Origin of the sequence: Aneurinibacillus sp. Ricciae_BoGa-3, from assembly GCF_028421645.1 — a bacterium.
In the GTDB taxonomy this organism is placed as follows: Bacteria; Bacillota; Bacilli; order Aneurinibacillales; family Aneurinibacillaceae; genus Aneurinibacillus_B.
Genome location: NZ_CP116887.1, coordinates 1447725 through 1460979 on the forward strand (window position 1 = coordinate 1447725; position 13255 = coordinate 1460979).

The 13255-nt window shown below is 46.6% G+C and carries 10 protein-coding genes and 1 other annotated feature; of the genes, 4 read left to right on the forward strand and 6 right to left on the reverse strand.

Annotated features, from left to right (window positions below; all coding sequences use genetic code 11):
- Positions 1–299: 299 nt before the first annotated feature.
- The 3 genes from PP175_RS07475 to PP175_RS07485 form a co-directional block, all read right to left on the reverse strand.
- Entirely contained in the window at positions 300–1457 is a 1158-nt protein-coding gene (locus PP175_RS07475) for an acetoin utilization protein AcuC (RefSeq protein WP_272442157.1), read from the reverse strand.
- Positions 1454–2101 carry an acetoin utilization AcuB family protein gene (locus PP175_RS07480; RefSeq protein WP_272442158.1) on the reverse strand — a complete coding sequence of 216 codons (648 nt, stop codon included), beginning with the start codon at positions 2099–2101 and terminating at the stop codon, positions 1454–1456. The genes PP175_RS07475 and PP175_RS07480 overlap by 4 nt, the downstream gene beginning before the upstream one ends.
- A 93-nt stretch (positions 2102–2194) precedes the next feature.
- A complete protein-coding gene (locus tag PP175_RS07485; protein WP_272442159.1) occupies positions 2195–2827 on the reverse strand; it encodes an N-acetyltransferase in 633 nt (210 codons plus the stop codon).
- A gap of 205 nt (positions 2828–3032) precedes the next feature.
- Here PP175_RS07485 and acsA point away from each other — a divergent pair, with 205 nt between their 5' ends.
- Positions 3033–4760 (forward strand): acetate--CoA ligase, encoded by a 1728-nt coding sequence (gene acsA / locus PP175_RS07490; RefSeq protein ID WP_272442160.1) that lies wholly within the window; start codon positions 3033–3035, stop codon positions 4758–4760.
- 214 nt (positions 4761–4974) lie between these two features.
- On the opposite strand, the gene PP175_RS07495 is transcribed toward acsA, so the two are convergent.
- Both PP175_RS07495 and PP175_RS07500 read right to left on the reverse strand, forming a co-directional pair.
- Complete coding sequence (locus PP175_RS07495) at positions 4975–6192, reverse strand: transglycosylase domain-containing protein (RefSeq protein WP_272443209.1); 1218 nt, start codon at positions 6190–6192, stop codon at positions 4975–4977.
- Positions 6189–7400: a transglycosylase domain-containing protein gene (locus PP175_RS07500; RefSeq protein WP_272442161.1), complete on the reverse strand. Its 1212-nt coding sequence runs from the start codon at positions 7398–7400 to the stop codon at positions 6189–6191. Before PP175_RS07500 ends, PP175_RS07495 begins: the two co-directional genes overlap by 4 nt.
- Before the next feature lie 116 nt (positions 7401–7516).
- Positions 7517–7735 (forward strand) — a binding site (T-box leader).
- A 68-nt stretch (positions 7736–7803) separates the two neighbouring features.
- Between PP175_RS07500 and tyrS the strand changes: the two genes are divergently transcribed.
- Positions 7804–9063, forward strand: coding sequence for a tyrosine--tRNA ligase (gene tyrS / locus PP175_RS07505; RefSeq protein ID WP_272442162.1), 1260 nt, complete (start codon positions 7804–7806; stop codon positions 9061–9063).
- A 153-nt stretch (positions 9064–9216) separates the two neighbouring features.
- Here tyrS and rpsD read toward each other — a convergent pair whose 3' ends face one another.
- Positions 9217–9813: a 30S ribosomal protein S4 gene (gene rpsD, locus PP175_RS07510; protein WP_272442163.1), complete on the reverse strand. Its 597-nt coding sequence runs from the start codon at positions 9811–9813 to the stop codon at positions 9217–9219.
- A 501-nt stretch (positions 9814–10314) separates the two neighbouring features.
- Between rpsD and PP175_RS07515 the strand changes: the two genes are divergently transcribed.
- Together PP175_RS07515 and PP175_RS07520 are read left to right on the forward strand one after the other, a co-directional pair.
- The gene (locus PP175_RS07515; RefSeq protein WP_272442164.1) at positions 10315–10926 is read left to right on the forward strand and encodes a histidine phosphatase family protein; all 612 of its coding nucleotides are present in this window, start codon (positions 10315–10317) and stop codon (positions 10924–10926) included.
- 34 nt (positions 10927–10960) lie between these two features.
- Positions 10961–13210, forward strand: coding sequence for a sensor domain-containing diguanylate cyclase (locus tag PP175_RS07520; RefSeq protein WP_272442165.1), 2250 nt, complete (start codon positions 10961–10963; stop codon positions 13208–13210).
- Positions 13211–13255: the final 45 nt, after the last annotated feature.

The following is a 13255-nucleotide window of genomic DNA, read 5'->3' on the forward strand; positions in this document are numbered from 1 at the left end:
AAAGTTTACGGGCTTCACACTGTTGAAGTGCCTTGAGCGATTTTTTAAATGGGACTTCCGGTCCCGAAACATCGAAGAAAAACATCGTGAGGCGCATTTCCGCACCTTTCTTTCCCCCAGGCCGAAAGGTGTATCGATTTTACCTTTCGGCATAAGTGCAACTTAGGTTGCTGCCTGCGCTTCCGCTTGCCGCTAGCCAAGATTCCCTAATGCCGGTCCGTCCGTCGTTCCACAAAGCGGCCGTAAAAGCTTCTATGAGGGGAAAGGAGAGAGCGGCATGGCCCGCGATGTTTTTCTCATTATCCTCGGGGGCAGTAAAGAAGTGCTTTTTCCACGGTGTTTTTGTTTTTCGTCGTAATTTCATTTCGACGTGGAATGGGAGGAAAAATCCCCTCGGGATCGAGAAGGGTGGGGGCAAGCTGGACCGGGCTGAGCGGCTGGTATTTTTTGATCCAGTCATTCGGAACCGGAATATTGTGTTCTACCTGCTGGCCAGATAACTCTGCCCATAACAGACTCCAGGCCCGGGGCACCACGCGCCAGATGTCATAGCCGCCTCCCCCGGTGGCGATAAGTTTCCCCTCGCAGAGCTCGTCAGCAAGCGCTCGCGCTAACTTCGGGATCTCCTGATAGATTCGCATGCTCGCAGATAAATGAGTCAGCGGATCAAAGGTGTGGGCATCACAGCCATTCTGCGTTACGATTACGTCAGGCTTAAAACCCCGGGCCACGGTTGGGAGTACGCTGTAATAAGCATCAAGCCAGGACTCGTCCTCTGTGAAGGCGTCAAGAGGAACATTCACACTGAACCCATAGCCCTGTCCGTCCCCGCGCTCGGTAATATTGCCGGTTCCAGGAAACAAATATTTTCCGGTTTCATGGAAAGACAGCGTCAGCACATTCGGATCATCATAAAAAGCCCACTGGACACCGTCTCCGTGATGGGCATCGGTATCGATATATAACACTTTTGCATCGTAATGCTTTCTAAGATAGGCAATGGCTACCGAGCAGTCATTGTATACACAAAAACCGGAAGCTCTTCCCCTGAACCCGTGATGCAGGCCGCCGGCGAGATTTACAGCATGCCTATATTGCCCTGACATCACCAGCTCACAAGCGCGAATTGTTCCGCCCACAATTAAGGCAGTCGCTTCGTGCATGTTTTTAAAGGTAGGCGTGTCTTCTGTGCCGAGCCCGTAACTTGCGGCAATAGCCAGTTCACCATCCGTATGGCCGGCTTCCTTTACAGCTTTTATATACAGCGGATCATGCACAAGGGATAATTCATCGTTCGTTGCCTGGCGCGGGGCTTCGATGTGTTCCTCTGCAAGCAAGTTTAAACCGCGGAGCAAGTCCATTGTCATTACTAGGCGCTTTTGATTAAATGGATGGTCATCGTTAAAGTAATAATTTAAGTATTCGTCACTGTAAATAAACGCGGCTTTACTACTCATACAGATCCCTCTAATTCGCTGGGCCATACTACGCGGTAACCGGCCTCTTCAATTTTGGAAACGATCTTGCGTGGATCAATTGTTTGTACGCGGAACACCAGATTTTTGTTCCCCGAATGCCTTCCGGGAAAGACAAGTACACTTGTGACGTTACAGTTTGCTTCTTTAAAAAGCTGTGTGATATCCGCAAGCAGCCCCGGTCTATCATCTACTTCTACTTCGATATGTGAGCTGGGATAATGTACACCCATTAATTCCACTAGTGTATGTAAAATATCCGTCTCGGTCACAATGCCTTTCAGTTCATCGCCTGCAACTACCGGCAGGCAACCGATATGATTGTCGTACATGGCAAGAGCTGCTTCTTCCACAAAGTCCAGCGGGTGGCAGGTAATAACATCCTTGCGCATGATAACGGAAATGGGAGTACTCATCACCTGATTGTCATCTTCATGGCTTTCACCAATGAGGGATGGACAGGCATCTCTTACGTCCCTGTCAGAAAGAATGCCAACTAATCTTCCTTTTTCGACGACGGGTAAATGCCGAATCCGATTTTGATCGACTTTTAACAAGCACAGACGAATGGAATCGGTGGGACTCACCGTTATAATGTCCCGTTTCATAATATTCTCCACGAGCATTTTGGCTTCCTCCTCTCAGGTTTCACTTCTCCCGTTGACCTCTATTTATACCAACCATTGTATGATCTATATCTACGAAATAGAAAAAGATTCTTAATACATAAAGCGATTTTGAAAGCGTATCCGATCAAATGCCTGGATAGATTCCATTGCGACCCGGCTGCCAATGCGCGCCATCAAACAGTTGGCCGGGTGGGCGCTAATCTCCGGGTCATCGGTGGCAAACCACTCCAGACCGACTGAAGCCATTACCTTCTCCATGATTTTGCGGTATTCCCAAACGCTGAGGCCCGTACTCTTTAGATCCCAATGCCAGTAATATTCAGTAGTAAAAACAATATAATTTTCCATTGCGTCATCCATATAGGCAACAGAAAGCATATCTTCCGCAACATGCTGATGCCGGTAGTCGCTGCTTACTTCAATCGCTCCGAGTTCAAGCAGATCATCCATATTGGCTTGCGACCACCGTTCCATGGGATCGGGATATAAAAAAGTGACATAGCCAATAATGGTCTCATCATGTACCGAGATAATAACGCGGCCTTCCGGAAGGTCCGCAATTTCGGCAATAGCTCGCTGCTGTTCCCTCGGGCGTCGAAAAGCTTTCAAGCCTTCATGCATGTTCAAAGAGGCAATTCTTTCACCCGTTACCGGGCCTTCAATGATAAGGGTACCGTATTTCGTCTCTTTTTCACGACGGTAGAACGCTTTGCTATGCTCCATATTTCCTGTCACACCTTTTATCCTCAAATGGGTGAAAATTTTTTATTTTTCATTATACACGAATATTTGGGTAAAAGTTTTGAAAATGCGGTGAACGGGAAAATTATTTACAAGGAAAATTTGCCTAATAGACTGACTATTTGTTATAATAAAATTAAGAAAGGGTTTTCAAAACAAATATAAATAGGGAGAGGAGTTGGAGCGTATGAATGAAACACTACACCAGAAGAGACTGCCTGTGACCGGCACCGGTTACAATATGCCTAGCTATGAAGAAGCATACAAGAATTTCTCATGGGAGGATGCTGAAAAAGAATTTTCCTGGCATACAACTGGGAAAGTAAACATGGCTTATGAAGCAATTGATCGCCACGCTGAAGGCTGGCGCAAAAATAAAATTGCTCTTTATTACAGCGATCAGAAGCGTGATGAGAAATATACGTTCTTAGAAATGAAAAGGCTCTCTAATAAATTTGCAAATGTACTCCGCAACCTTGGCATTGTTAAGGGTGATCGGGTTTTCGTATTCATGCCGCGGACACCCGAACTATATGTCAGCGTCCTTGGTTCAATTAAAGTCGGAGCTATTGTTGGCCCGCTTTTTGAAGCGTTTATGGAAGGTGCGGTTCGTGACCGCCTGGATGACAGCGGGGCGGTGGCGATCATTACAACACCTGAACTTCTGCACCGCGTTCCAGTCTCAGAACTCCCGCAGCTCAAGCATGTGATTCTCGTAGGCGCTGAGGGAGAAGCGGGAGAAGGCCAGATTAGCTTTGAGCAGGAAATGGCAAAGGCTTCCTCTAATTTAGATATCGAATGGGTTGACCGTGAAGACGGTTTAATCCTGCATTATACATCGGGTTCTACCGGGAAACCAAAAGGCGTCCTTCACGTTCATAACGCAATGATCCAGCATTACCAGACCGCAAAATGGGTGCTTGATTTACAGGAAGACGATGTCTACTGGTGTACGGCTGACCCGGGCTGGGTAACCGGTACATCCTATGGTATCTTTGGCCCATGGTTAAATGGTGCATCCAATGTTATCCGGGGCGGACGTTTTAGCCCGCATGACTGGTATTCTACCATTGAAAAATACCAGGTAACAGTATGGTACAGCGCGCCCACAGCTTTCCGCATGTTAATGGGTGCGGGGGACGAGCTAGTGAAGCAGCATGATCTATCCAGCCTTCGCCATGTTCTGAGCGTAGGTGAGCCTCTGAATCCTGAGGTAGTATACTGGGGGATGAAGGTATTTGACAAGCGCATCCATGATACCTGGTGGATGACAGAGACAGGCGCCCAGCTGATCTGCAACTATCCGGCAATGGACGTTAAACCGGGCTCAATGGGCAAGCCTTTCCCGGGTACCGCAGCTGCGATCGTGGATGACCAGGGCAATGAACTTCCGCCAAATAGGATGGGGAACCTGGCAATCAAAGTTGGCTGGCCAAGCATGATGCGCCGCATTTGGAACAATCCGGCTAAGTATGAAGAATATTTTCGCCTTAAAGGATGGTATGTATCAGGCGATTCCGCCTATATGGACGAGGAAGGATACTTCTGGTTCCAGGGCCGGGTAGATGACGTCATTATGACAGCGGGTGAACGAGTGGGCCCGTTTGAAGTGGAGAGCAAACTGGTTGAGCATCCGGCAGTAGCAGAAGCAGGGGTGATCGGCAAACCTGACCCTGTACGCGGAGAAATCATCAAGGCGTTTATTGCGCTGCGCGATGGCTATGAGAACTCAGAGGCGCTGCAGGAAGATATCCGCCAGTTTGTGAAAACAGGTCTTGCTGCGCATGCTGCTCCTCGTGAAATTGAAGTGCGTGACAAGTTGCCAAAAACACGTTCAGGTAAAATTATGCGCCGCGTGCTTAAGGCATGGGAGCTGGGCTTGCCTACAGGCGACCTGTCCACCATGGAAGATTAAAAATACAGGGTTAATATGGTGAGCAATGAATGAGGATGAGAGGGGACTGTTTAGTTCCCTCTTTTGCTGTTTAACTAAGCTAAAATAAAGAGGGGATGCTTATGCATCCCCTCTTTGCTTGATTCGATGTTCACCAGGCATCCCTGGAATGTTTTTATCACTGGAAACTAAAGTTGGCCAACGCTTTAGGCCGCATGTTACCTGAGTCTTGTTATTAATGATTGGCATGAGCAGCATGGCTTCCGTGTCCGGTATGCTGCTGATGTTTTGGTGTCTGGTGTTCTCCTGTTCCCGACTTATTCGGGTGGGCAGGTGACGGCTGCTGGTTTTGCGTCTGTGTGCCTGAATGGCTTCCGTTGTCAGCTCCCCCTGTATTTGGCGGAGTAATGGAGCCTGGTTGTTTGCCAGGGTCTGCCGGGTTGGCAGGAACTGCCGATTTACCAGTAGTCCCCAGGTCACTTGCCTGAACGGGGCTCGGCTCGTTGCTGTACTCCTGGGGAACGTACTTTTCATTGAAATAGTCGGTTGTAACGGGACCTGAATTTCCCGATGCAAGCTTGCCGTTGCGTAAGTCTACTGTTCGTTCAACTATGCCGGCTGGCATCGCCATTTTATGGCTCGCAGGGGAAAGTTGAGGCTCTGTGTTTATTACAGTTGAGAAAATTTTTCCCCAGATTTTCTGGGCACGGTAGTACGAATAATGTGGAATCGCGTACGGCTGGTCAAAGCCTACCCATACTCCAATGGATATGTCAGGCGAGTAGCCCACAAACCACTTATCCTTATTATCGGAAGTCGTTCCTGTTTTCCCGGCCACATCTTCGTTTCCGATATAATTTGGTATGATTCCTGAAGCGGTTCCTTCATGTACGACGGAGCGCATCATATCGGTAATTAACCACGCTGTCTGAGGCGAGTATACGGGAGCTGAGTCGGTTTTATGTTGGTAGATCACCTGGTGGTCGCTGTTCTCGATTCGTTCAATCATATAGGAATGAACGAAATTGCCCTGATTGGCAAACGTTGCATAGGCATTCGTAATTTGCTCTACCGTAAGCCCCTGTGTAAGACCCCCGATAACGCCGGACGGCGCATAATTATCCTCATTGGTTAGCGTGGTGACTCCCATTTTTCTCACATATGCCAGCGATTCCTTGATTCCAGTCTTTAAATAGGTTTTAATGGCCGGAATGTTGTACGAGTACGCAAGTGCCTGCCGAGCTGTCACACTGCCATGCCAGTTAAGATCGTCATTTTTTGGCTGCCAGCCGTTAATGTCAATGGGTGAGTCGTCTATAATGCTGGCAGGCTGCACGAGTCCCAGCTCTAATGCAGGAGCGTAAGCGGATAACGGTTTCATTGTGGAACCGGGTTGTCTGGGATGCGTTACATGGGAGAACTGCTGCGATTTAAAACCTCGTCCCTCAATCATGCCAAGGATAGCGCCTGTTTTATTCTGAATGAGAACAGCACCAACCTGCTCAGGCTGATTGGACCATTTCTTGTTCCCGATGTAATACGATAAATTAGGGCCGAAATTATCCGCATTCGAACCAATGGCCTGCATTTTATCGTAGAGTGTTTTATCAATCGTTGTGTAGATATGATAGCCACCCTGCCGAATTTCCTTTTTTTCTCTTCCAACAAAGTTTGGTAGTTTTGTTTTTTCAAGTCTGGATTTTTTTCCAGATCCTGGTTCAACAGTTCTACAGCAGCCCTTTCTTCAATTTCTACGGTGAGATACGGATACTTATCGAATGCCTTTTCTTTCGGCTTCGTATTGAGGTGAGCTTTTATATCATATTTCAGGGCTTCCTCATATTCATTCTGGTTGATTTTATGGTCCTCCAGCATCCGGCTGAGTACATATTTCTGCCGCACGATTCCTGCTTTGCGGCCTCCGTCGTTAAAGGGTATGTAGCTGTATGGCGCTTGAAACATGCCAGCAAGATAAGCGGACTGCGCAATGTTTAAATCCTTCGCACTGACGCCAAAAATGCCTTGCGCTGCCGCTTCGATACCGTATAGATTAGACCCCTGGTAACTTTTCCCTAAATACATTTTATTTATGTAAGCGGTGAGTATTTGGTCTTTCGTAAACATGCGTTCCACGCGGAGTGCCAAGAAAATTTCCTTGAACTTGCGGTCCATTGTCTGCTTGGGCGAGAGTATGGTTTGCTTGATAAGCTGCTGCGTCAGTGTGCTTCCTCCGGTTTGTACAGATGAACCGGTCAATTGCTGGATTCCGGCCCGGGCGATTGAGGAAGGCACCACACCGTGATGCTGGTAAAAATATCTATCCTCCGCGGAAGTAATGGCATCAATAAAATGGGGGGATACATGGTCAAGTGAAACCAGCTGTCGGTCTTCATCCGTCTGAAGCTGCCCGATTAACGACTTATCTCTAAAATAAGCAAACCCTGTTAAATTGTTATTATTAATTTTATTATAAATTTCATTATAACTGCGGACAGGGTCCGACTTAACAAGAGAGGCTACGTATCCGGCAGCGGCTCCTCCGGTGAATAAAACACCCATAAAAAGCATTAGTGTCATAATTTTAATAATTTTTATAAAAGTATACCAGAAACTTGTTCTAGGCCTGCCTGATCCATTGGCAGAATCATCTTTTTTACCCATCTACTTCCCCCTTCCGGAACAAAAACATTATATCATAAAGACGCTGTATAACGATAAATGTTGCATGTTATGCTTCCTTTTGGTTATTATGAAAATATCAATGCTTTTATAATCATTTGTTTGCTGGGAAAGCGACAAGTAATATTCTGATAACGGATACAGAGAGCCGGTGGAAGGTGCAAACCGGTCCGTTCCAGAGTGTGAAGTACAGCGCTGGAGCAAATTCCGCCTTTCCATGGGAAGAAGCGGACGGCCGTAACAGGTCCGTTATCTAACGAGCGAAGAGCAGCAGCTCTTAACTAGGGTGGTACCGCGAGCAAAGACTCGTCCCTTGCATGGGATGGGTCTTTTTTTGTTAACCAAGTTAACTGAACAAACCAACAAGATAGTGAGGGAACAAGCCATGGAACAAGGTAGCGTTAAACTAACGGAAGTCCAGCTGCGGGAAGTCGAACGCCAGTTGGCGATCATCCGAAGGGGAACTGCAGAGATCGTACCTGAGGATGAAATGCGTAAGAAAGTCGAGAAGTCGGTAGTTACAGGCAAGCCTTTAAAGATCAAACTGGGACTTGATCCGTCCGCGCCAGACATTCATATCGGCCATACGGTGGTCCTGCATAAGCTGCGCCATTTTCAGGAGCTGGGCCATACAATACAGCTTGTAATCGGTGATTTTACCGGCCGTATTGGCGACCCCACAGGCAAGTCTGAGACGAGGAAGCAGCTTACGGAAGAACAGGTAAAAGCGAATGCAGCTACTTATGTGGAGCAGTTTTCCAAAATCCTCGATATGGGAAAAGTTGAAGTTAATTACAACAGCACATGGTTAGCTCCCATGGACTTTGCGGATGTCGTCAACTTATCCGCTAAAGTAACGGTTGCCCGCATGCTTGAGCGCGATGATTTTGAGAAGCGCTATACAAGCAATCAGCCCATCAGCATCCATGAATTTTTCTATCCTCTTATGCAAGGCTATGATTCTGTAGCACTGGAAAGCGATGTGGAACTGGGGGGGACCGACCAGAAATTCAATTTGCTGATGGGCCGCCAGCTGCAGAAGGAATACGGGTTAAACCAGCAGTGTGCGCTGACGATGCCGATTATAGAGGGGCTTGACGGCGTACAGAAAATGAGCAAAAGCCTGGGCAACTACATTGGCATTAGCGAGCCGCCAAACGAGATTTACGGCAAAGCCATGTCTATTCCAGACGATTTAATGGTTAAGTATTACGAGCTGGCTACACCCATTTCGCTTGAAGAACTGGGCAATCTTAAACAAGGACTGGCTGATGGCACCGTACACCCAAGGGACGCAAAGATGCGTCTGGCACATACCTTTGTGGAGATGTACCATGGCAGAGAGGCAGCTGCAGAAGCTGAGAACCACTTCAAGACCGTATTCCAGCGGCGGGCGTTACCCACTGATATTCCCGAAAAGATCATTGCGGAAGATGAGATGGAAAACGGGAAGATGTGGATCGTAAAACTGCTGGTGACGCTTGGGCTTTGCCCATCGAACGGAGAAGCAAGGCGAATGGTCCAGCAGGGAGCTGTTAAAATTAACGAAGTAAAAGTGGAATCGGTGGATGATCATGTTCAAATAGAAGAAGGAATGGTCGTACAGGTTGGCAAAAGAAAGTTTGCTAAGGTTGTGCGTGGATAATGTGGGGGAGCTGCCTAATCGGGCGGCTCCTTTTTGATTGAATAGCAAATAAGAGACACTTTAAAGCACTCTAAGTCTATGTTATTTATACGGGACCGCAAAAGTATAAAAAAATACCGCCCAGCGGGACGGTATTCTGAAAGCGTCGTACTACTAACGAGAATAGAACTCGACGATAAGTGTTTCGTTAATTTCGGCTGGTAGCTCTTCACGGTCAGGAAGACGAGTGTACGTACCTTCCATTGCAGCATCATCAAAGCTCAGGTAGTTCGGCAGGAATGCACGAGCTTCAAGCGAATCTTTAACGATTTGCAGGCCGCGGCTTTTTTCGCGAAGGCCAATCACATCACCTGGTTTTACACGGTAAGAAGGGATGTCTAATTTCTTGCCGTTTACTGTGATGTGTCCATGTGTAACAAGCTGGCGTGCAGCAGGACGAGTCGCTGCAAAACCAAGTCGGTATACCAGGTTGTCCAGACGGGATTCAAGAAGCTTCATGAAGTTTTCACCATGAACGCCGCCTAATTTGCCAGCATCGTCAAACAGTTTGCGGAACTGCTTTTCCATCATGCCGTACATGTGACGAAGCTTTTGTTTTTCTGTTAATTGAACCGCATACTCACTCATTTTACGACGGCCGTGGCCGTGTTGTCCTGGTGGGAAGTTGCGTTTAACATCTTTTCCTGTACCGTCGAGAGAAATGCCAAGACGGCGAGCTAATTTGTGGCGTGGGCCAGTGTAACGTGCCATGTTTATTCGTTCCCCTTTATATAAGATTTAATAGGTGTTTACTTCCGCCAAGCTAGTTTCTATTTTAGCTACATGCTCTTCGGACGGTAGCGTTTCCGCCGCATGCTCCTCGCAAGCAGTTCAGCCGCTGGCTTTCGGGATGAAACTAACCAGATTTGACCTGGCGTTTTTACCTACAATCAATGCTACCCTGTGCATACATAAGTAATATTATATCTCGTTGACAGCAGAAGTCAATGTTATGTATAGATTTCTCTTTTTTAAATATTCATACTTATAAAAAATGCCAAGTTATTGTACAATGTAGATCGTAAACCCTATGCCGTCTGGCATGGCGGGAGGTAACTGAACGACAAGAATTTGACACACCATGAAGGTGCAACAATGCTTATGCAGGAAGGACAGGTCGGCAAGTCCTCCTTTTTTTTGTCATATAATTCCCATCAAAAATGGAAATTTTTTTGTATAATAATACTAGTAAGAAGGTAGGTAGAGATAGCTGTGTTAGATGCAGATGATAGGAATATTTTCCTTATACGCCATGGAGAAACCGAATGGAATGTACTGCGCCGGCTTCAAGGACACAGTGATATACCGCTGAATGAACGTGGAAGAGAGCAGGCAAACCGCTTGGCAGCTAGCCTAAAAGGAAAAGAAATTGATTATATTTGCTCAAGCGATCTTGGACGTGCGTACCATACAGCCAAGATTATTGGGAATATAAAGGGAATGCCTGTATATACATATCCTGAGTTGCGGGAACGCCATTATGGTAAATGGGAAGGGCAAGACTATCAATTGCTCCGCGTTCAAATGCCTGATTTTGGTGCTCACGACTCGAACGATGGCTATGATGTTGAACCTTTTGACACGATGCAGGCAAGAGCCATGCAGTGCATTCACACGATTATGGAAGAAACGAATGCAAGAAATATAGTGGTGGTGAGCCATGGCGGCACGATCAACGCTCTGCTTCATTTTATGAGCAAAGGTAAACACGGGCCGGGGATCACGCGAATTCACAATACAGCGATCAATCATGTGAGTTACAATAATGGCCGGTGGGTTGTTCATACAACAAATGACGACAGACATCTCTTTGATAATTTGTGAGACAGTAAGCGGACAAAAGAAAGAAGGCAGACAGTTGAGAAAAGATCCGTCTAGTGCGATAACGCTGGGATGTCCTCCTGAAAATAAACTTGCGCATGTATTTCAAAGTTGTATCAGCGAATACAGTGCGGATTCTATGCCGCTGGCTAATGGGTGTTTTTTTATTGCCAGCACTGCCGGAGAAGTTGTTGCTGTAGAACAAACCGGGCAATCTTTATTTGAATTCGATTATCCATTAACAACAGCTGAATTAGCAGGAAATTATATAGACGAGATAAAGAAGATTCGTGTTCTAAGCCAACCCGTCATCGTTGATGGTATCAACTATGGATTTATAGGCGCCTTGATGCATGCTGATGACGATGCCAACAGTATTGCGGCTTTTATTCTCGGTCTTCTATATTCGATTCGCTATAGCCTTCGCGATTTTCTGCAACAGCAAATTGATGGGATAATCGAAGAGATTAGCCAGGAGCGTACCCCCTATTCCCTTATGGGTTCGCTTGTGCACCGCCTTGCTGTCCTTTTAGGTAAAGGAGATTGCGCGGCGGCGCTATTTAATGGCGACCAGCGTTCTATCCTCACCTGTTGGTTTTCTAATGAGGATGCAGACAGGTCCAATAAGCAGGCGTTGTATGACAATAGTTCCCTCATCTATCACCAGCTGTGTTCGTTCCGGCAGCAGTCGGATACACAGAAGGTTCTTATCGTAGAGTTGGGGATGCCCGCACAAACATACTGGATATTTCCTCTTTACTCTGCTAATAGAATTTTAGGCTTCTTTGCGTTCTCTAATACAGAAAATATTCCTTATACAGCTGTTGAGATTGATTTTATCCGAAGAGTCATTGGCCGCGCAACGTTTGGCATCAACAACATGTACTTCTATCAAAAAATACAGCAGGATGAAGAAAAGCGAAACAAAATATTAGAGATCACCAAAAAAATTCACTCTTCCATAGATGTGGACGATGTACTTCGGGCTGTTGTAGACAATACGCTGATGCTCTACCCGGATCTCCGTGTAAATTTGTGGGTTTCGCATGATTCACACTCCAGCAATCTTCACATAAAACAGTTTAATTTTTATTCGGAGGATTGCGAGGTTAGTGTGCGAGCATTTATGCAAGCCGAGACCATTGTCGTAACCCAGGGAGAGAAACTAACACTGGCAGCCCCTCTTCGGGGCAATCAGGGCGTCTACGGAGTGCTTGAGCTTAACGCTGACAATTTGTTTGCGCTTTCAGACCGTGAAATCCCATACATTTCCATGATTGCCGATTCAGCCGGAAATGCATTTGAGAATGCGCAGCTGTACAAACAATCCAGAAATGTCATTCGGGAATTGCTTTTAATTAATGAGGTGACACAACAGTTAAACAAAAGCCTCAAGCTGAAAGATGTCCTCAGCTTTATTACAAAAAAGCTAATGGAAACGTTTGATGCGGAGTACGCGTGCATCTTGCGAAAACATCCGAACGAAGACGTGTTTACCGTACAGGCGGCAACCAATGAGGAACATATTGGGGAGCGGATTGATGGCAGTCAAAATCGGCTCAGGCAAATCTCCGAGAAGAAGGAATCGGTGATTCTGGCGGACCTGCCGGCTGGCGAGAGGCCGTGCCAGCTTTTCACCTTCCGATCCTTTATGGGTGTGCCGCTCTTACTCGGCGGTGAACATGTAGAAGGCGCCGTTATTGTCATGGATTCTAAGCCGCATTACTTTACATTTGATGACTTTAAACTTCTCGAACTGCTGGCACAGCATATGAACCTGGCTATGGCTAATGCGTCTCTGCATGCAGAAGTGGAACGCATGGTGATTACCGACAATCTGACGGGCCTCTTTAATAGAAAATATCTGTATGACCACATTCAGTCTTCAATGCAGCACGATGGATTTGGTTCTCTGATATTAATTGATTTAGACCATTTTAAATCGATAAATGATACTTACGGGCACCAGACCGGTGACAAAATACTCATCCAGGTAGCTGATATCCTGCAGAAATCCGTGCGGGGTACAGATGTTGCAGCACGTTGGGGAGGAGAAGAACTGGCCCTTTATCTGCCGACCAGTTCGATCAAAACGGCTCTTGCGGTTGCAGAGAGAGTGCGCAGGAAGGTTATGGAAATCACGGAACCGCGTATAACCATTTCAAGCGGAATCAGCGTCTGGTCAGAAAAGGACGAAAAAAATACGGTGGATACGCTGTTTCAAAGCGCGGATGAAGCTCTTTATAAGGCCAAGAATAACGGGCGCAACCAGATTGTGATAGCTTAACCGAAAGTAAAAATAAACTGGGCTTCCCAATGGGAGCCTCTTTCA